The organism is Paenibacillus sp. XP01 (assembly GCF_057364885.1).
The window spans coordinates 5,024,094-5,044,074 of record NZ_CP139481.1; the positions used below are offsets into that span (position 1 = coordinate 5,024,094).

23 protein-coding genes are annotated in these 19,981 nt (G+C 48.5%); 8 read left to right on the forward strand and 15 right to left on the reverse strand.

What is annotated here, in order from left to right; genetic code table 11:
* Nucleotides 1-28 precede the first annotated feature (28 nt).
* The 3 genes from nirD to SNR34_RS22650 all read left to right on the forward strand — a co-directional run bounded on the left by nirD (nt 29) and on the right by SNR34_RS22650 (nt 2,083).
* Nucleotides 29-355, forward strand: coding sequence for a nitrite reductase small subunit NirD (gene nirD, locus SNR34_RS22640; RefSeq protein ID WP_236421260.1), 327 nt, complete (start codon nt 29-31; stop codon nt 353-355).
* Between the two features lie 63 nt (nt 356-418).
* Nucleotides 419-1,207, forward strand: a complete 789-nt coding sequence (locus SNR34_RS22645) for a formate/nitrite transporter family protein (RefSeq protein WP_339273896.1) — start codon at nt 419-421, stop codon at nt 1,205-1,207.
* Between the two features lie 246 nt (nt 1,208-1,453).
* On the forward strand, nt 1,454-2,083 hold the full coding sequence (locus SNR34_RS22650) for a YfbR-like 5'-deoxynucleotidase (RefSeq protein ID WP_236421258.1): 630 nt from the start codon (nt 1,454-1,456) through the stop codon (nt 2,081-2,083).
* Between the two features lie 12 nt (nt 2,084-2,095).
* Here the strand turns inward: SNR34_RS22650 and SNR34_RS22655 are convergent, their stop codons facing one another.
* Nucleotides 2,096-2,896 carry a response regulator transcription factor gene (locus tag SNR34_RS22655; RefSeq protein WP_236421257.1) on the reverse strand — a complete coding sequence of 267 codons (801 nt, stop codon included), beginning with the start codon at nt 2,894-2,896 and terminating at the stop codon, nt 2,096-2,098.
* 2 nt (nt 2,897-2,898) lie between these two features.
* Nucleotides 2,899-4,782, reverse strand: coding sequence for a cache domain-containing sensor histidine kinase (locus tag SNR34_RS22660; RefSeq protein ID WP_486180210.1), 1,884 nt, complete (start codon nt 4,780-4,782; stop codon nt 2,899-2,901).
* Nucleotides 4,783-4,961: 179 nt separating this feature from the next.
* Between SNR34_RS22660 and SNR34_RS22665 the strand changes: the two genes are divergently transcribed.
* The 3 genes from SNR34_RS22665 to SNR34_RS22675 all read left to right on the forward strand — a co-directional run bounded on the left by SNR34_RS22665 (nt 4,962) and on the right by SNR34_RS22675 (nt 8,030).
* Nucleotides 4,962-6,263 (forward strand): ABC transporter substrate-binding protein, encoded by a 1,302-nt coding sequence (locus tag SNR34_RS22665; RefSeq protein ID WP_343261764.1) that lies wholly within the window; start codon nt 4,962-4,964, stop codon nt 6,261-6,263.
* A gap of 69 nt (nt 6,264-6,332) precedes the next feature.
* Complete coding sequence (locus SNR34_RS22670; protein WP_236421254.1) at nt 6,333-7,205, forward strand: carbohydrate ABC transporter permease; 873 nt, start codon at nt 6,333-6,335, stop codon at nt 7,203-7,205.
* Entirely contained in the window at nt 7,206-8,030 is an 825-nt protein-coding gene (locus SNR34_RS22675; RefSeq protein ID WP_236421253.1) for a carbohydrate ABC transporter permease, read from the forward strand. It begins immediately after the preceding gene.
* A gap of 429 nt (nt 8,031-8,459) precedes the next feature.
* Here SNR34_RS22675 and SNR34_RS22680 read toward each other — a convergent pair whose 3' ends face one another.
* Entirely contained in the window at nt 8,460-9,743 is a 1,284-nt protein-coding gene (locus tag SNR34_RS22680) for an MFS transporter (RefSeq protein WP_486180211.1), read from the reverse strand.
* 664 nt (nt 9,744-10,407) lie between these two features.
* On the opposite strand from SNR34_RS22680, the gene SNR34_RS22685 reads away from it, so the two are divergent.
* Together SNR34_RS22685 and SNR34_RS22690 are read left to right on the forward strand one after the other, a co-directional pair.
* Entirely contained in the window at nt 10,408-10,833 is a 426-nt protein-coding gene (locus SNR34_RS22685; protein WP_236421250.1) for an Rrf2 family transcriptional regulator, read from the forward strand.
* Between the two features lie 110 nt (nt 10,834-10,943).
* Complete coding sequence (locus SNR34_RS22690) at nt 10,944-11,798, forward strand: SDR family oxidoreductase (protein WP_486180212.1); 855 nt, start codon at nt 10,944-10,946, stop codon at nt 11,796-11,798.
* A gap of 128 nt (nt 11,799-11,926) precedes the next feature.
* On the opposite strand, the gene SNR34_RS22695 is transcribed toward SNR34_RS22690, so the two are convergent.
* The 12 genes from SNR34_RS22695 to SNR34_RS22750 all read right to left on the reverse strand — a co-directional run bounded on the left by SNR34_RS22695 (nt 11,927) and on the right by SNR34_RS22750 (nt 19,858).
* On the reverse strand, nt 11,927-12,466 hold the full coding sequence (locus SNR34_RS22695) for an RNA 2'-phosphotransferase (RefSeq protein ID WP_486180213.1): 540 nt from the start codon (nt 12,464-12,466) through the stop codon (nt 11,927-11,929).
* Between the two features lie 55 nt (nt 12,467-12,521).
* Nucleotides 12,522-12,962 carry an Imm48 family immunity protein gene (imm48, locus tag SNR34_RS22700; RefSeq protein ID WP_343261767.1) on the reverse strand — a complete coding sequence of 147 codons (441 nt, stop codon included), beginning with the start codon at nt 12,960-12,962 and terminating at the stop codon, nt 12,522-12,524.
* Between the two features lie 238 nt (nt 12,963-13,200).
* Entirely contained in the window at nt 13,201-14,094 is an 894-nt protein-coding gene (locus tag SNR34_RS22705; protein ID WP_486180214.1) for a nucleotidyl transferase AbiEii/AbiGii toxin family protein, read from the reverse strand.
* Nucleotides 14,095-14,127: 33 nt separating this feature from the next.
* The gene (locus tag SNR34_RS22710) at nt 14,128-14,727 is read right to left on the reverse strand and encodes a hypothetical protein (RefSeq protein WP_486180215.1); all 600 of its coding nucleotides are present in this window, start codon (nt 14,725-14,727) and stop codon (nt 14,128-14,130) included.
* A gap of 105 nt (nt 14,728-14,832) precedes the next feature.
* Nucleotides 14,833-15,378 (reverse strand): SUKH-4 family immunity protein, encoded by a 546-nt coding sequence (locus SNR34_RS22715; RefSeq protein WP_486180216.1) that lies wholly within the window; start codon nt 15,376-15,378, stop codon nt 14,833-14,835.
* A 44-nt stretch (nt 15,379-15,422) separates the two neighbouring features.
* Nucleotides 15,423-15,974 (reverse strand): DUF6630 family protein, encoded by a 552-nt coding sequence (locus SNR34_RS22720; RefSeq protein WP_486180217.1) that lies wholly within the window; start codon nt 15,972-15,974, stop codon nt 15,423-15,425.
* A gap of 156 nt (nt 15,975-16,130) precedes the next feature.
* Nucleotides 16,131-16,646, reverse strand: a complete 516-nt coding sequence (locus SNR34_RS22725; RefSeq protein WP_486180218.1) for a hypothetical protein — start codon at nt 16,644-16,646, stop codon at nt 16,131-16,133.
* Between the two features lie 80 nt (nt 16,647-16,726).
* Entirely contained in the window at nt 16,727-17,533 is an 807-nt protein-coding gene (locus SNR34_RS22730; protein ID WP_236421241.1) for an SMI1/KNR4 family protein, read from the reverse strand.
* Between the two features lie 89 nt (nt 17,534-17,622).
* The gene (locus tag SNR34_RS22735; protein WP_486180219.1) at nt 17,623-18,138 is read right to left on the reverse strand and encodes a hypothetical protein; all 516 of its coding nucleotides are present in this window, start codon (nt 18,136-18,138) and stop codon (nt 17,623-17,625) included.
* 48 nt (nt 18,139-18,186) lie between these two features.
* Nucleotides 18,187-18,498 (reverse strand): hypothetical protein, encoded by a 312-nt coding sequence (locus SNR34_RS22740; RefSeq protein ID WP_486180220.1) that lies wholly within the window; start codon nt 18,496-18,498, stop codon nt 18,187-18,189.
* An 11-nt stretch (nt 18,499-18,509) separates the two neighbouring features.
* Nucleotides 18,510-18,743, reverse strand: a complete 234-nt coding sequence (locus SNR34_RS22745; protein ID WP_486180221.1) for a hypothetical protein — start codon at nt 18,741-18,743, stop codon at nt 18,510-18,512.
* Nucleotides 18,744-19,171: 428 nt separating this feature from the next.
* A complete protein-coding gene (locus SNR34_RS22750; RefSeq protein ID WP_486180222.1) occupies nt 19,172-19,858 on the reverse strand; it encodes an Imm3 family immunity protein in 687 nt (228 codons plus the stop codon).
* Between the last annotated feature and the right edge of the window lie 123 nt (nt 19,859-19,981).

Here is a 19,981-nt window from a genome sequence, read left to right on the forward strand (position 1 = left end):
GATCATTACAGACAAAGGAGAGATTCATATGACGACCAAGCAAACGGGAACGTATTTCGCAGCGGGAGAGATTGAGGAATTTCTGCCGCGCATCGGAAGAGTGGTTGATATTGAGGGCCATGAGCTGGCCGTTTTCCGTGCTTCCGACGGGACTGTATTCGCTGTGGACAACAGCAATCCTCACCCTAAAGGCGGACCGCTGGCGGAAGGCATCGTGTCAGGACATTATTTGTACGACCCGCTCTACGATTGGAAAATCGACCTCAGCACAGGCTTGGTGCAAGCTCCCGATGAGGGTCAAGTCCGCATGTATCCGGTAAAAATTGAGGATGGCCGAGTCTGGATCTCCATATAACTCGCCAGCGCCTTCGCTGTATCGCAAACCTTTTATTTGAGTTCCTTAATGGGGGAAAACGACATGTACACACCTAATGTTGAAGGCATTATTGAAGCCGCCGTCAAAAAGCGGGACGCGATGAACAACAGCCTGCCGCGCTATATGGTATCCGCCCTGATGGCGGGCGCTTACGTGGGTCTGGGCATCATTCTCATTTTCAGCATCGGCGCTCCGCTGCTTGCGGCCAAATCGCCCCTGCAAATGATGCTGATGGGCATGTCCTTCGGACTTGCGCTCACCCTGGTCATTTTTGCCGGTTCCGAGCTGTTTACGGGCAATAACATGTTTTTTACGATGAGCACGCTCGCCGGGCGCACCACCGTGAAAGATACGCTCAAAAACTGGGGCCTCGTCTTCCTTGGCAACCTGATCGGCGCCGTGCTGCTCTGCCTGCTGATATTGGGCAGCGGTCTATTCAAAAGCGCGGCCCCGGAGCATATTATTTTTGCCGTATCGGCCAAAAAAATGGCCGCCCCGGTTACCGAGCTGTTCTTTCGCGGCATCCTGTGTAACTGGCTCGTCTGTCTCGCCATCTGGATGTCCGCCCGCTCCAAGGAAGACATCGCCAAGCTGGTGCTGATCTGGTGGTGCCTGTACGCCTTTATCGCCAGCGGATACGAGCATAGCGTGGCCAATATGACGCTGCTTTCCCTGTCCTGGCTTCTTCCGAACCATCCGGATACGATTACGCTCGCAGGCTGGTTCCATAACATGATTCCGGTTACGCTGGGCAATATCGTCGGCGGAGCGCTTTTTGTCGGCATGGCGTATTGGTACGTGTCCCCTGTACGCAAAAAAGCAAGGCCGTAAAAGCTAACACAAGAAAAAGGCAACCCTGGGAATGTTGCTCTCCCCGAATGCCTTCTCATTACAGAGGCATAATAAAACCACGGAACTCAGCAACCGCTCACATATGGAGCGGAAGAGAACTCTGTGGTTTTTGTGTTTCCAGGAAGACGCTGATCCCGTTATTACCGAATCGTCTACGTTCGTTAATACTGCGTTGACAGATCTGGAGTATAGTCGGTTCATACTACAGCAAAGGATGATCACTCCATGGGCATTCATACGTACTTTCGATCACTGAACGATCTTGAACGCATTATCCGTACTCCGGGCAAGTTCAAATTCGAGGAGCACAGCGTCTCGGCGCATTCCTGGAAAGTCGTGCAGTACGCCAAAACGTTGGCCGATATCGAGGAATTGAATGGCGTGGCCATTGATTGGAAGAAGCTCTACGAGATTACGAGCAGCCATGATTATGGCGAAATTTTCATCGGCGACATCAAAACCCCGGTCAAACATTATTCCCTTGAACTTCGCTCCATGCTGCAGCAAGTCGAAGAAGGCATGGTGGCCCATTTCATCGATGAGAACATCCCCGAGCAATTTCAACCCATCTTCCGCAGACAACTGCGCGAAGGCAAGGATCACAGTGTCGAAGGTTTGATCCTTGAAGTTGCCGACAAGATGGACCAGGTGTACGAAGCATTCGCTGAAATGCAGCGCGGCAATACCGAGAAAGAGTTTATCGTCATGTACCGCTACGCCCTGATCAAGATCAAAAACATCGACCTGCACTGCGTGCGTTATTTCCTCGATCACATTCTCCCCGATATCGTGCAGGAAGGACTTCTCTCCCCGATCGACATCCGCAAAATTACCGAAGAAGCGATGGCCCAGTAATAGCCCTGCCGATCAGCTCACGTCACCCTGATGCGCAGACTGGGCTTTTTTTCGTTGCGCGCACTGCTGCCGGTAATCGCTGGGATACAGTCCCGTTTTGTTTTTGAAAATCCGGCTGAAATAGTGGGAGTCCCCGTACCCTACCGCTCTGCCCACGCTCTTGATATCCATGTCTTCATGGGCAGCCAGCATCCGCTTGGCCTCGTTCAGCCGCAGCCCGGTCAAATATTTGAGCGGCGTTTCCCCGGTGACCTTTTTGAAGCATTTCCCCAAATAATCGACGCTGAAATGCAGCTGCCCCGCCATGTCCTGCAGCGTGATCTCATGCATGTAATTTTGTTTCAGGTAGAGCTTCACCGCATCGGCGATATCCTCCGGCTGCGCCTGCTCCTCCGTCACGGCGCTGACATGGGTGAGCGAATCCGCAGCATGGCCCAGCTTGATTTCCATCGCATCCAGCAGCGCTCGCAGCTGATCTTCCCTTAACGGCTTGAGCAGATAATCCTCCACTTTGTAGCTGATCGCCTGCCGCGCGTACTCGAATTCATGATGGCCGCTCAAAATGACGATCTTCACATGCGGGTAGGCGAAATATAGATGTTTGGCCAACTCCAACCCGTTCATCACCGGCATCTGAATGTCCGTCACTACGAGATCGGGGACCGTTTGCTCCATCAATTGCAGCGCTTCACGGCCGTTCCGCGCCTCTCCGATGACTTCGAACCGGGAATCCAGCTCCCGAAATTTGCGCGACACATTGCGACGAATCAACGCCTCGTCTTCTACGATGATCGTTCGATAAGTCATTGCCATCGTTATCCCTTCTCCTTTCGAATGGAACCGCCGATCGTGATGCGCATCCCGCCGGACGGCAGATTCACGATGTGCATGCAGGCCGCGTCACCATACCATAATTTCAGCCTGATCCAACTGTTTTTGAGCCCCATGCCGTTGATCTGCATGTCGGGCATCCGCTCCCAATCGTGCGAGGATTCGATGTACTGTTCCATCGCCGCGAGCGTCTCCGGCTCCATGCCTGGGCCGTTGTCTTCCACTGTCATGCTCCATGTCCCCTGTTCCTCATCCTGCTCCCCCGTAATTCGCAATTTCCATGGCGGGACGTCGCTCAGCCCGTATTTCATTACGTTTTCCAGCAAAGGCTGAATGAGCAGCATTGGAACGACCTGTCCTTTCATGTCTTCTGGAATATCGAACTCATACTGCAGATCATCCTCAAACCGGATTTTCATGCATTCGAGATAACGTTCGCAGTACTCCAGCTCTTCCGCCAACGTAACGCCGTTTCTGCCGGAAGCCGATATATAACGCAGCATCGAAGCGATGTGGCCGCAAAAAGCAACAATTTCTTCGTTCATGCCTTCCTCGGCCATAATGCTGATGTTCGTGATGTTGTTGTATAGAAAATGAGGATTCATCTGCGATTGCAGCGCCAGCAGGCGAGCCTGCGTTTCTTCCGACTTGAGCGCCAGCATGTCCTGGAAGGACTGTACCAGCTGCTGGTTCAGCCGAATGAACGTATCGTTCAATTCATCCATCTCCCGAATGGAGCCTGGGTGCTCCAGCTTGAACATTTGCGCAGGGTCCTGTCCCGTTTCGAGCTGCTGAACGCCCGTTTTCTGAATGATGCGCTGCAGGCGATGCAGCGGCAAAGTGACCCTCTTCGAGATCAGATAGGATAAAAGAAGAATAAGCATAAGCGTGCCCACGGTCACCCCGATGATCAACAGCGCCATCCGGTTCAGGCCGGCAAACAGCGATGATTTCGATTGCGTCAAAATGACCGTCCATCCCGTCTCCCCGGACATCGCGTAAGTCATCATCTGCTTCGCCCCTCCGTCAAATGCGGCTACTTCCTGCATCGTTTCGGGTGCATAACCGCCACTGCGAATCATTTCTTCGTAATAATTGGCTACCGCCGCCGAGGAACCCTCTCCGTCCGCAGAGAACGGATACAACCGTCGGCTTTGGTCATCCAACACGTAGATATGCAGCTCATTGTTGCTTGCCTGCAATTCGTCCAGCGAACCAAATACGGTGTGTGCATCCTGCAATATTTCGACGATGCCCTGACTGACATAATTGCCGTCTTTGTACACCCGTGTTAACGAAAGGTACTGGCTCGTCGGTCGTCCCTGCCCGGTCGGCATGGGTAAGGAACCGCCCTCCAGAAGCTGCAGGACGCGCCATCCGTTTCGCTTCCACGTTTCTTCGTACCACGGACGTTTGGTCATGTCGACGGACAGCTGCCCGTTGAACGCCCCGGCGCCGATCATTTTGCCGTTTACGTCATAAATGTTCGCCTGCTGCGCCGTATTCGAGCTGCTGATGACGGCAAGAATGACATCGATGAGCGTGGTCGTATCCTTGTAAAATGCCGAGTCCGCAATGGGCCGCTGAGGATCTTCCTCCGCAGGGGACAAGTAATGGCTGAAATGCTCCTTGACCAGGTTCGAGTAGACGATGCTCATCGAAAAATTGTTCATTTTAATGATTTCCTGATCGAGATTGCTCACGATCGACATGCTTAGCTGTCTTTGCTGGTCGGCGCTGCGGCTGCGGATGTCGTTTGCGAGAAACATGTACAGCAAGCTGGCCACCAGCAGCGCAAACACGATGAACACGGCGGAGTAATACGTAAACAGGCTTTGCTGCAATGTTCTAAAACGATATCGGACCATGGTTTATCCACCCCGTCAAAATGATCATGTCTGGCGCCCGGCGAAAATGTCCACCTCAACAGAACGCTTTTGTCTATTGAGCGATGTTCCCGTTCACAGTAAAGTTATGCACATAAAGAATACGCTTACATTAAGCGTTATGCAAGACATCATATCTTATTCCATCGGGAGGTTCAATGATGAAAACGAAATTTCTAGCTACGCTCGCAGGCTTGCTGCTTCTGTCCGGCCTGCTGCTTGCCGCATGCGGCTCGGGGGACAAATCCGAAGGTTCGGGCAAGGTAACGCTGACCTTTGGCACAAGCCAGACGGGCATTCCGCGCACAGGCATCATGCAAGAAATGGCCAAGGAATACGAGAAGGAAACCGGCGTCAAAATCGACTTCCAGGTCGTTCCGGATGCCCAGTGGCGCGATCTGATCAAAGTCAAGCTGGCTTCGGGAGAAGCGCCCGACATTTTCAACGTGGACGTGGACCCGCTCAGCATGCCGGCGAACGTAAGACCGGAAGAAAATGCGATTGACCTGACGAGCGAGGAGTTCACCGGCCGCATGTCGGAAGAGATTTTGCCAACGGTCAGCCACAACGACAAAGTGTACGGGGTTTCCTTTGCCCCGACGAAAATATGGTACGTGTATTACAACAAACGCATCTTTAACGAGCTCGGCATCGAACCGCCGACCACGTACGCGGAATTTAAGGAAATCAGCCAAAAGATCAAAGAGAAAGACATCATTCCGTTCTATCAGGCTGCGGCAAGCGGCTGGTACCAGGTGCTGCCTCTGTTCGAAACCGGACCAAACTACGAGAAAAGCACGCCTGGCACCTACGACAAGCTGAACAGCAACGAAATGAAGGTCGCCGACCTGACGCAGCTCAGAACGGTATTGGAGCAGCTGAACGAATTTGCCGAGCTGGGTTACTTCGGTAAAGACTTCCTGTCCAACACGGTTGAGGCGGGCATCGAAGCCTTCGGCCAGGAAAAGGCAGCCATGCTGCTTCGCGTTCCGGGCACGGAGAAGGAAGTCGCCGAGGCCTACCCGGCCATGAAGGACAACATGGGATTCTTCGTGATGCCATGGGGCGATAACCAAACGATCGGCGTGAACCCGGGCGGTTCGGCGGCCATGTTCGGCAACAAAAACAGCAAACATCCGGAAGAAGTGTTGAAGTTTTTCCGTTGGATCACCAAACACGAGAACCTGCAAAAAGTATTTGACGGCGGCGAAGGCAATCTGACCATCTGCTGGCCGGAAATCGAACCGAAGCTGACCCAGGATTACATCGATTACGAGAAAGCGCACGAAAAGGGCACGGTGATGCAGGCCGCAGTCAAATATATCGATCCGCAGTGGATGGATATCGGTAAAGACATCTCCGGCATGTTCGCCGGTGCAATGACGCCGGACCAGATTCTGCAGAACATCGATAAGCGCCGGGCCGAACAAGCCAAGGTATTGAAGGATGAGGCGTGGCAATAAGCCGCGTCCGGCATCGCCGCGCGCGAATGCACGCAAAGCGCGCGGCAGGAAGGAAAGGTGTTGCTTGACATGAATGCAAACAAAATTTACCCATGGTATTTCTCCTCTGGCGCGATCGTGCTGTACGTTCTCTTTATCGTCGCTCCCGCGGTGCTGGGCATCTACTATTCCTTTACCGACTGGAACAGCTATAGCCCGGAGAAAAACTTTATCGGGTTCGAACATTTCCGCACCATTCTGGCGGGAGACCCGACATACCTGCTGTTCATCAAAAACACGGTGATCTTCACGATCGTGACCGCCGTGGCCAAAACGGTCATGGGCCTGTTCCTCGCCCTGCTGCTCGTCAGCGGGGTGAAGATGGCCAACCTGCACCGCATGATCATTTTTTCGCCGCAAGTGCTGTCGTTCCTGATCATCGGCCTGGTGTTCAAAAGCTTGCTTGATCCGAACAACGGCTTCGTCAATGTGACGCTGCGTTCGCTTGGACTGGACGCATTGGCCCAAAACTGGCTCGGTTCGCTTACCTGGGCCATGCCATCCATTATGGCGGTCGATACGTGGAAAGGCATGGGGTACATCATGGTATTGTTCATCGCCGGTCTGCTCTCCATCCCGCGCGATTATTACGAAGCTGCCGCCATTGATGGAGCCGGGTTCTGGCAGCGTTTATTCAAGATTACGATCCCGATGCTGATGCCAACCATCACGATTGCCACCGTGCTGAACATTACCTACGGGCTGCGCGTGTTCGATGCGGTTTACGTACTGACCAACGGTGGACCCGGCAACGCCACCGATGTCATCAACACAGCTGTATATTCCTCGTTCGCGAAGGGATACTGGGGCCTTGGCAGCGCGCTGTCCACGATTCTGTTCGTCATTATGGCAATCATTTCGTTCTTTATCATCCGCTTGATGAGCCGAAAGGTGGAACTGTAGATGCAACTGAAAAAAAGACTCGTGTCCATCGGCCTCAACGTGGTCGCGTGGATACTCAGCCTGATCGTGCTGATTCCGTTCGTGGTCATCGTGCTGAACTCATTCAAGTCGGACGCGGAGGCCAAGGTACTGAAGCTGACGCTGCCCGAAACCTTCATTTTCGACAACTACCGCATCGTCTATGAACAAGGGCATCTCGGCGGCTCATTCTTCAACAGCCTGCTGCATTCCACGGCCTCTTCCCTGCTGCTGGTCGTCGTTGTGGCCTTCTCGGCCTTTACGCTGTCGCGCAATCATTCGAAGCTGAGCGGTTTCCTGTACTTCTTTCTCATTCTCGGCATTACGCTGCCGCTCAACTACATTCCGCTGATGGAAGTGATGAAAACGCTGGGCATGATCAATTCCCATATCGGCATGATCCTGTTATACACCGCCATGGGCATTCCGATCTCGCTGTTCATCACGTACGCATTCGTTTCGGGGATCCCGAAGGAGCTGGACGAGGCGGCCATCATGGACGGCTGCAATGCCATCAAGCTGTTCCTGAAAGTGATCATGCCGCTGCTGACTTCCGTGCTCGTCACGGTATTCGTGCTTAATTTCCTAAGTGTGTGGAATGAATTTACCGCTCCCCTCTACATGCTGAACACGGTGGAAATGTGGCCGATGACGCTGGCCGTGTACAATTTCTTCGGGCAATTCAGCGCCCAGTGGAATCTCGTCAGCGCCGATATCGTGCTCACGTCGCTGCCGGTGTTGATCGTTTTCCTGATCGGGCAAAAATACATCGTCGGCGGCCTGACGTCCGGCGCGGTGAAAGGGTAAGTCGCAGGTTTGATGAAAGCGATGTGCGCTCTACCTTTTCTAGAGGCTTGAATGCCTATATAAGTTGAACCCATAATTCTTACACGAAGTCACTACGGGGGCAGAACCATCTTCCGATCGTCATTATCCCCAGATTTTTTGATCCCTTTTCAAAGGGAAAATCCGGTGATAAACACGAGGTGTATGCTTCCGATAGAGCTTTCTTACAGAAAGCTTTTAGCTCCGCTTCTCCGGATTCTTTCTGCCCCCTTCGTTTTTGTGTAACGGTCTAGTTCAACTTATAAAGTGCAATACGTTTTAATGACGCCTGACCACAAAAAGCTGCCCCCATTTAGCCAAACGTAATGGCTTCCAAGGGGCCGCTTTTTAATGCGTTTCTCGCCTTAATCATGCGTCAAGTCTGTTTCGCCCGAACAACTTATATGCGAATCATTGTTCCAGCGCTTTGATCGTTTTCAGACGGGACGTGATGCCTGCGATGATCACAACGAACAGGCCGGCAATGATAAACAGCAGAGCGATGCCCCTTCCTTCTCCCGTACCCGTCACCTGACCCACCGTGGATGCCAACGGGCCACCCTCCACCAGCAGCGGATTGAACACATGATCTGCCAGGAAACCAGCCAGGCTGTAGGCAATGATAAAGCCAAGCTGCGACAGGATGCCGATGATGCCCCATACCCTGCCCTGTTTTTCGTTGGAAATATTGCTGCGCACCAGCACGTCGGCGCTCATGTTGACGAACGGCAGCGAAGCCAGGAACAGGAAGCCTGCGGAGATCATCAAATACATGTTTGTAGATACACCGATCAGCGAGAATGACAGACCGCACATCACCAATCCGGTAACCAGCACGCTTGCATATTTCTTGGACATCCTAAACACGCCAATGCACAGGCTGCTGATCAGCATGCCGACGGCGCTTACCGACTGAAATGTCCCGAGCGTTTTTGCATCAGCAAAGGCGAGGATCATCGGACCGATGAGCGTCTCCAGAAATCCGATGTAAAAGGTAATCAGCGAAATAATCATGACCAGCAGCAGCACGCCTTTATTGGTGACCACTTCCGTCCAGCCTTCCCGAAGATCCGTCAGCCAATGACGGTTTCTCTCCTCCTCCATGCGTTCCACCTTCAAGCTTTTGCGGATAACCAGCACGGCCAGAATCGCCACCACGTAGGTCAATATGTTGACAACCAAAATCGTTTCAATGGTCGTTATGCTCAGAAGCATGCCTGCGATAATCGGCGAAAACAGAAACTTGGAGGATTCCGCGAGCTGTACGAGGCCGCTTCCTTTGGAGAATTGCTCTTCAGTCAGCAGATCGGTTGCCGAAGCCTTGTAAGCCGGGCTTTGCAGGGCTGAGAATACGGAGCTGAACGCTGCCCCTGCATAGATATGCCATAGCTGGATATCTCCAGTCAGCATGAACGACAAGATGAAAACCAGCCCGGCAGCCGAACCGAGATCGCCAATGATCATCATCAGACGTCGGTCGAACCGGTCGGCCATAACGCCTCCAATCGGCCGCAGCAGAATGTTCGGCAGGAAGGTAAAGAGGGTGATCAGCGCCACGCTTGTGGCGGTATTGGTTTTCTCGAAGGCATACACGCCGAGCGAAAACGCCGTCAGCCCGATGCCGATCATCGAAATCAGTTGGCCGAACCATACCAACAGAAATTTTTGAAACGATTTTTGCACGTTTGGTTCCATTGTTCCGACTCCTTTCAGAATAACGCTTCAGGTTAATGGGACAGATACCTTTGGCTCATATAGGCAAAGCTGCCCTTCTCCGCACCAAGCACACGTCGAAGGTACCTTTGGTTTGGCAATCTCGCATGCGCGTAAAATATCGTTTACCGTTGCTTTGCCGTATTTCCGGCGATGAAGCGCGCTTCTGCAGCTTCAAGAATGTCGTTGCGCCGCCGTTCTTCCGGGTGTTCGACGACTCTCATGCGATCCTCCAATCCACTCGACCGACTGTCGGTCTATTCTAGTCATCAGAGCGCCCTTTTAGAACCCCATCTCTGCCTGCCATTGCAACAATCGTCCTCTCTCTTCCACCATATACAGGCTTACGCCCCGACCTTGCCGCTACCTCCACATCATGAATAGCTGATGCGATCCATCCCGCTGATGTTGTACGAAAGCGCTGATTTGCCAAAGTCGGAAAGCCCCATGCCCATCAATAATTGGATATATATGTATGAATTAAATGGATTATAGCAAGGATGACAGTAAGACAAATCGGCCTTGGGTTCGGATTCATGCTCCGCCCGGAGACCGATCCGCAACGTCTCGGATGTTCATTTGACGAAAAAGGAATTGACTTTTATTCATTTTGTAACTATTATGGTTACAACGGTGGTGATGATCGATGAAACAGATCAGCAGTCGCTTTTCCATCGCGGTGCACACCCTATCCCTGATCGCAACGATGCCGAATGAATGCACGGGAGACCTGATCGCGCAGAGCGTGAACACTAATCCAGTCATCATTCGCCGGATCATGTCGAGCCTGAAGAAGGCGGGCCTGATCGACGTAAGGCCAGGCGTGGGCGGTGCTTCCCTGCTGCGGGACCCGGCAGAGGTTACGCTGCTGGACGTGTATCGCGCCCTCGATGTCGTGGAGGACGGGCAGCTGTTCAACTTCCACAAAAATCCGAACCCGGCATGCCCGGTCGGACGAATGATCGAGCATTCTTTGCGGGCCGAGCTTGACGAAGCCCAGAAAGCGATGGAACGGCGTTTGAATAGCGTAACTTTGCAGCAGATGATGGATCAGGTCGACGTCTCGGATTAAAAGCTCCTCAGGAGCTTTTTCTTCCCCCTTCGTTGTAATCACTTCTGTTATAACTATATTGATAACAACAAGCAAAACCATACAAACTACTTTTTGGAGGGACATTTATTATGAAATATCTCGTTACTGGTGCTACAGGTCATTTGGGTTCATTCGTCGTGGAGGCTTTGCTGAAAAAAGTGCCGGCCTCCGAGCTCGCTGTCAGCGTGCGCAATCCGGAAAAGGCACAGCATTTGAGCGCTCAGGGCGTAGAGGTCCGCCACGGCGATTTCGACCAGCCGGAGTCGCTGGCTGCGGCATTCGCGGGCGTGGAGCGCCTGCTGCTCATCTCCGCGGACGGCGATAACGAAACGCGCATTCGCCAGCATGAAACAGCCGTACAGGCTGCCAAAAACGCCGGGGTGCAATTCATCGCCTATACCAGCGTGGCCAAAGCCGACGAGAGCACGCTCGGACTCGCCGAAGTCCATCGCGCAACCGAGAAAGCCATTCGCGAATCCGGCATTGCATACTCCCTGCTGCGCAACAACTGGTACCTCGAAAACGAAGGCGGCAGCGTTCAAGCCGCGGCGCAAGGCGCGCCGTGGGTGCATGCAGCAGGTTCAGCCAAAGTAGGCTGGGCTACGCGCAGCGATTATGCTCACGCGGCGGCGGCGGTACTGGCGGGCGAAGGGCACGACAACACCGTATACGAGCTTTCCGGCAAACCGATCACGCAAGCCGAGCTTGCTGCCATCGCCGGCGAAGTGCTTGGCAAGGACATTCCGGTGCAAAACGTGGACAGTGCCGCTTACGCGGAAATCATGAAAGGCGCCGGCTTGCCGGACTTCGTCGTCTCCATGCTGGTGGATATGCAAAGCGCGATCGCGCAAGGCGCGCTCGATGTCGAAAGCGATACGCTGGAACAGCTGCTGGGCCGTCCGGCGCAACCGCTGAGCGAAGGCATCAAAGCGCTTCTCGGTTAATCGAAAGGAAAACGAGTACGACCGTTTAAAAAAAAGCATTGCATGCACAAAAGGAGCACCCAAGGCGAATCATCTTCGCTGGAGGTGCTCCTTTGTATATTGCGTTTGTATTCGTGTCGACATTCGGCCTAATCCCGGTGAATGTATTTCACGGGAACGTGGTCGGCCAACCAGATGTTCTCGTTGCCATGATAAAAGGAAAGGCCGTCCGCTGCAGCCGCCTGTGCATCGATGCGCAGGATGACCGGCTTCGGGTCACGCCGGCTGCCCACCAGCGAAGCCGTCTCGACGTCGGCAGACAGATGCACGTATTGTCGCTGCCGCGGCTGCAATCCCTGTGCCATGATCGAGTCCACCGCGCGCGTCGGCGTTCCGTGATACAACCATTGCGGCGGCTGCGCAGGGGTTCGGCTTATTTTTTGCGGCGTCGAATGGCCGTATAATGCCCGTATGCGGCCGTCCGCGATCTCGTGGCGCTGCTTGTCCGAGGCCTGAATCATGCGATGCAGGTCCGCTTCCGTGACGGCCGTCCATTTCCTGCTCTCATGCAAAGCCGCCAGCAGCTGGCTGATCTCGACCCAGCCTTCGTCGTCCAGCTCCAGTTCATACTCCCAAGGCGCGTGCCGCAGCGCGTAAGACAGCTCCTTGCTTAATTTCATCAAATCCATTGGACTCCCCCCCCTTTTCCATTCGCTGCTGCTATTGTTCTAAACTCTTATTACGTTAGCTGGCAGACTGCACTGCCGCCAAAATCTCCTGCATGTTCCGCCCCAATCCTTCGTCATCGTTCTGGGTGAACTGCGCATATCCATCTATGCCCCGGTGAATAATCGTATTCATGACAGGGTGGGCATCACGGTTGGACGCAACCTTGATCAGGTCGTCCGCGAAATCAACTGCCTGCTGTTCGCTGTAACCAAACGGCTGAATCAGCATGCGAATGCTCAGGGCATGAGCCTGGTGCTCGGCCAACCGATCCCGGTGCGTAATGCCGTAAACGGCTCCGAAACCAAAAGCGGCAATAACCTGGCGCTGCAGCTCGGTCGTCCGTTCCAAGGGTATATCGATCAATTCGCATATTTTATGTACCATCTGTTCGAGCTCCGTCGCCGCCGCAGCCAGAATGGCATCGCTCAAGTCGCCGAAATTCATATCGTCTGTCATTATTATGTCATCCTTCCTTCCCACAATGGCACGCTGAATGTGCCAAATCCATGGAACCATTGTAGCGAGTTGGGGACGCAAATTCAAATTGCTTATTGAAAGGGAAAAATCCGGTGATCAGCCTATACTTCCGATGCAGCTTTCTTTCAGAAAGCTTTTAAGCGACCGCTTCGCTTCTCCAGATTCTTCTGCCCACTCCGTTATCGTGTAAATATTCAGTTCAACTTCATCACGTTATTTAGATCTTCGTCGTCGGTGCTGGCAGTTGCTCGTACGCCTCTTCAGTAAAACCACGCTGGTTCATCATGTTCCGCAGCTTTGCGGCCACTTCCGCAAAATAAACGGCTGGCACGCGCTCCCCCGCGTAATCTCTAAAATCATAATCTCTCTCCATCTGTGGATACAGATCATGCAGATCGTCCACTAGCACCTTCCGGATCGCCTCGCTCGTAATCGACGAGTCCATGGCGCACTCATTCACAAGCGTCTGCAAGGTTACCCGCAATGCCTGCTCATCATAAGACGGATGGGCCAGCAAAAATGTCAAGTCGTACAGATCCTTGAATCTCGGTCTGACGATCGTCTGATGCAATTTCCAGGCAACCTGCGTAGACAGCGGGACGGTATGCGGAACAACGAATGCTTCCCCAACCGACGGTTGATAGGTCAGCGGCACGGGTTCGTTTTCCAAAGGCAAATTAAACGAGATGTCGAGATACATCTCATCCGCATACGTGCTCTCGCCAGTGGAAGTCCGGGAGAAACGATACGCCAAATCGGTGTTCACCGTCGGGAAGTCGTCCGCCATCGCGTAGTCGATGCATCTCCAGAACGCATTTTCCCGGAAGCTGCGGAACTGAACGCCGTCGTTCAGATCCATTTCGGTCACCTCGATCATCCAATCCGTGAACATACGTCTGGCCTCGTTCTCGTCCCGAATCGTCTCCAGGCACAAAAAATCGATGTCGTCCGCATCGCGCACGCTCCGGTCCGCCAAATACTGCCTCGTCAACAGGCTGCCCTTCAAGGCAAACGGCCCATTCACCAATGCCGCCCTTCGCAACAACGCTTCCAGACCGATTAACAATCGTTCCTCGTAACTCATCTGATCCAAATTCATAATGCCAGCCATTTCGTGTCCTCCTTTGGTTTACATGTGAGTATCCTAACAATGACTATTCTGCGATACCCAACCTTTATCCAGCTCTTCCCGGCTATCGTGTACGCACAATTCGTGCTGCTGCTTCAGCAGCTTGATCCCGTTCTGACGGAGCACTTCTTCAATGCCGGCGATCCGTTCGTAAAAACGAGCGGCAGAGCCGTATTCCCGCAACGTAATGAACCTTACTTTACCATTGGCATTCAATGAATTGCGCGAGATATGCCCGCCATAGGGCTCGCATTGCTTTTTCAAGTCTTCGATATTGCCGACTTCCACCTTGCCATGCCATTCAAAATACGGCTTCGAGCCTGCAACCATCGGTTCGTGAAAATAACATTCTTCCTGCGCGGGAATTTCGATTTTGGTACGCACCACGTTAAACCCTTGTTTCCCGAAAATCGCAGCCAGCGCATCCATGCCTTGTTTCACTTCTTCATAACGGTCGCTATGTACGATCCCCGTAAACATCGGCTGATGCACATACTCCCCTTGATCGAGCACAATCATCACCGGTTTGACCTTCTGTTCCTCGCATGTCCGGATGAACGCCTGCTTCTCCTCCAGCTTCAAATCCTCTACCGTTACGTGAAATTCAAATTCCATACTGTGAGACACGCCCTTTCTAGTTTTCTATGTAAAGTCTATATGAAGTCGGTATGAATGTTTCTCCGATAATTCGTAATCATTTGAGTTTGTAGTTTCTACTCCTCATTCAACCAATGTTTCAAATTCCGTCTTCCAAAAAGAGGAGTCGGAAAAAGCCGCGCCATCTATTTCTTTTATTTTTTTCATGGTTATAGACATCAAATGAGATGGAATGGCATTATCAATGAATGCATCTTCACCATTTATTTTGATCGCTTCAGAGATCATTTCGGAAAAGAACAACAAACATGAGGCAAGCTGGGTTACAGATGAGTTCACAAATACTTCTTTGCAAGAATTCATTTCAGAGATCAGCACGACTTCAGTACCTTTCTTTATGCAAACTGGTTCGCCTGAAGCGGTTGATCCCAAATACGTATAATCAACATAGCAATTAGACATATTTAATTTGGTGGATAACGATACTAGTCTTCCTTTAGAAGAAACAAATTCAAGATAAGGAGCTGGCGTCTCCGGTAACCCCACATTTACCAACCATTCTTTATCACTTTCTTGTATATTTATATTTTCCAAATCGCCCCGGTTAAAAGTAATTAAAGGACCATAATGCTCGATATCCCATACCCTCTTGAATTCCTCTGCCTTCATTTTGCACCTCTTTTTTCTCCATCTTTGTTTTCAGCTTTCATCTCTCAGACGTAATACTGAATATAGCGCGCCTCATCAGGACTGCCCTCATCTCCCAACAGATCCACTTGAGTCAAGGCTTCCTTATGCTCAAGTTCAGTGATGAACAAAGCGTAGGTGTCATCGAGGGTAGGAAACGTAAATAATCCATAGCCTTTCGATGCAAACACTTGGTTCACTGCCTTGATTTTGTCAGGCAAAAACTCGTATTCCAGTTCGGCCAGCCTCTGCAACTCATCCTCCGAAGCCAGTTCAACATCATAATTTGACTCGTAATCCATCATGTAATCCGTGATTTCGCACGAAAATTCCCCCTTCCAATCCAACACCAAAAATTTCTCTGTTGAAGTTCCGTATTTCAGCATGCTGAAAAATGCAATAGACTCATCCGGATTATTCAGAATTTGCTCGACGTCCGCAGCATCTTTGAAAATTAAAGGAACCAGATCTTTTTCTTGTACGGAAGGATCGTTCTCCTTCAATGTTGGCTGTATATTGGCTTCATCATTCTTTGTTCCTTTAAAAATGCTTTGTATGTACGACTTCCATCTACTCATGAATATTATTCCTCCATCAGACTCCAACGTTAAAAGCGATACTTCTAAGAAACCTCCCCCCATTTCCTTGGTTCTTCTTCTTAACCCTCTTCACCCAATCTTTCACATAATATATATCGGTTTCAAATGAAGAGAAAAATAGGATTTAATCCGTCCTCAATCGTGTTGGCTACAGTCTTCAGATCCCTCATTTTTCAAATACTGATCGAGCGCCTTCGATTCCCACCAATTCACCTTTGGGCCAATTCGATGTCTGACAAGGTAGCTTAACCCCTTTTTAGAATTGATCTTTGATAAAGCTATAATGGCAAATGCCGAAATTGCATTAAGCTTATATTTTTGAAGAATCAGTAACTTATCTTCTACTTCGATCAGAAGGTCCTCAGAAAAATGGGAAATCCAATATGAAGCTTTTGCAGATGCATCCGTCGAATAATCATCCATAGCGATTTTGATTAACAAGTCCAACAATAGCTTGTCATTTAATCGTTCCTGAAAGTAATGGGTTGCTTCCTCTATACCATGGACAGCATCAATAAGCTGCTCTCTAATCAATTTTCTTGAATACGTCACAAATAGATTCCCTCCTTGCTCTTTTATAACGAAAGCTCTTTCGCTGAAGAAAATATTCTCAGTAACACTCCATAGACGCATTGTTCTGCTTTTTGTCACTTACTGTTATACAGAACAGTTGCCTACTTCAGGTGAAAAAGTATCTACAAAAAAACTCTTAATATCCACACCGTGAAGCTTTAATTTTTTTTATCGACACCTAATTCAGCCAGTAAAGTTGCGCCAATAGTGTCGATATGTTTATCTAAATCACCTGCTATAAATCCATGCAAAGCATTATTTTTACTATCAATGTAAACGCTTATACCGTCCTTATAACCGATATGATGGGTCGGGTCACTAAACCAGGCTCTTTGAAAATCATAGGTTTCGAAAAATGGATCAATGATGTCCCTTGCATCTGATACATGGTGCCTTTCCATTGCTTCTTTAAGCATGTAACGGGATCCAGCAAAGATAATACACTTATCATAATTCAATCTTTCGTATTTACTAAACGCACATTGAAATAAGAGCTTTTCAAAATTTTCGGCAAAATAACTGACAAACTGGCTTTCTTCATTAGTCATAACAATTTGAGGATGATCAGTTTGGGTAAAATCAAAGGATAGTTGACCATAAAATAATTCAGTTTGAAAAAAATGTATATATCTATCACTTAAAGTGTCTGGTTCTTCTTCATGGATCCCTTCATACGTTTCAATGATCTCTGAAATGGAAGCATATCCCGGAAGTTGAGTTTTGAGTAACCCCTGGTCGTTCTGCCCCATATAATTCAAATACACCTCATATTCTTTAGGGTAATGATACCCGTGATTTTTCATTTGTGTCAGATGAATCAGTGTAGTTATATCCTCTTGTTTTGCTGGTTCGATTCGATTCACCCAATCCTCATCGATTCTGGATATATATTTTAACAGTCGATCAAAAAGATTTGTAGAATCCCCTATAGGTGGGATATGGTCACTTTTTAATGGCATTTGCATAGTAGTTTATGTACTCCTTTCCCTGGAAGAACACAGACTTGCTGTGACATCCATCCGTTGTATAACCCAATGCAGCCTCAGGATGAGGTTCATAATCCAGTTGCATAGTCCTCAATTAGATGTGACCAATATCCTTCAGCATCTTTCATTGCCAGAGGATCTAATTGTTTATACAGCCTATGTAGTTCTTGCGCATATTTTTGTGTAGTATATCCACCTTCTCGTTTCATTTCCATTGCCAATTCATTTTTTATTAAATGAAACCAAAAAAATGTTTTCAAGTTTTTATTTAGCATATAAATTTGAGGTTTACGATAGCTTGTAAAAAGTTCATCATCCCCTTCTTTTATGTACAGTCCAATTGAGCCAAGTATCCCGTAACACGCATAATGACCAATTTTAATAAAAACTGTACCGTCAATTAACATTTTTTGAATAGCATCCGTTCCATAAAATACAAAATCATCATAATCCTCTGGCACTCCCACAGAAACCATGAACTCAGCGTTATTTCGGCTCACACCAATTTCTATCAATTGATCGTAATCATATACTCGCAAATCTGAATCGTAATATTGAAGAATCTCACGAATATCATAATGCATAAGCTCCTCCTTCAATTTATATCTTGTTATATAAGTTGAACGAATTTTTTACACGAAGTCACTAACGTGGTCAGAACCATTCAAATACAATGTTACATTTGCATATTTCACTATTTTTGTTACCATTTCATCTGAGGTCATTTTTATTTTATATTCACATTTTGGATACTCTAATCCTACCTGAGAAATTTTTGTTTCTTCAATTGTTGTGCTTTTTACTCCAATTACTATAGTAAGCATTTCATAAATCAACTCAAGAATCTCTTGATGTGACTTGTCTCTTAGACTTCCTTCATAAACGACATTACCGTACGTATCACTTGAAGTGTAATTTCCCTTTACCGCATCATCAATAAACATCATTTCCTCATTCAAGAAAAAAATTGACGTTTGATGGCGGTAAAAACTAACGTGAACTCTTCATGTTCTCCATCTAAAACAACGTATTCGATCCGTTTCCCTGAAGCAGGTATAAATTCTTCATCACCTGAAAGAACTCTAAGCTCTACCTTCGGATGTTTGCTCAAAGGTTCTACCAGATATGTAATAATCTCTTCATTGGAGAAGTCCATACAGAGTTGACCATTGTCATAGACATAGCTCATTACAATGCCTCCTTTATCATGGGTATAAAGTTTCTCATGACGATTAACCCCCAAAAATCAAAGTTGAAATGAATACATTGGTATCTGACCATAATCAACCTGTTTGATGTATCTGGAATAGCGTTAGATGAGTTATAAGTGTTATTGGTTGAATGATGGGTTCTTTCGGAACTGGGTAGCCCCACTTATTAAATTAATGTAGTTTTGATTTGGTTTGACGGATTGTCAAGCCAAGTGCGACAGTTCCTCTGAAAAGGATTCGTGAGCGGTTCTCCAGTCCAGACATAATGGGTTAAATCGTCTATTTCAGTAGCCCCTTTAATGTTTTTCGACTGTAGTAGCGTAGAGTTTTTTCAGGGTCAATGAAACATTTTTGCTTAGAAAAGCTTTCATCGCTTTGGGATTGAATGCTTAAACAAAATTTCGATTTATTTAAGTTCATGTAATTCAAGAATCTTATCAATTCTATTTAATAAATCTAGGCTTTCCTCTTGAGAAAGTTCAAATTGGGAATTATCGATGTAATTATCTATAATCTCATTTATGACATGGTCAGGTACTTTATAATTGCCTCGCATTAAATTTTCAGCTATTGTTGCAAAAACAATTTTTTTGGCACATGCTTTATTTCGAAATTCACTCTTGAAATAAGCGATCACATGATCAATAGTTTCCTCAATATTTACAGACTTCACAAATAAATCATTCACTTTATCTGTGATTTCTTCATAAAACCATCTTGCTTTCGGGCAAAAATCCGTTGGCATTTTTTCAATTTCCACAAGTACTCTGTTTCTTCTTAAATAAAGATCCTCAAATTCTTCTTTTGTTAGTTGCTTTTTTTCTATATATTCTTTTACCACTTGAAAATTTATTGACTTAAGTTTAAAAATGTAATTATCCTTAGCATTCTTATATATTCGAGGCTGTTGTAACCTTAGTTCAGCTACAATAATCCAAAGGACTGCCTTTTCCATTTCATCAGAATTTTTTTCGCTATAATTCTCATCAAACGCCTGAGATACGGCCTCATAGTGACTCAGATGATTAATATTTTTATATCCTTCGCACTCTTCAATAAATGACTCTATTAATTCTTGATAGTTCCATGCCATATTTTTCAAATCCTTATAATGCAGATTTCTATTAAATTCATAGTAAAAGAAGGTTGGACTCTAAATACTCATTATCAATCGCGGCTATGTTCATTATATGTATTGGAGGTGAGGCCCATTGTT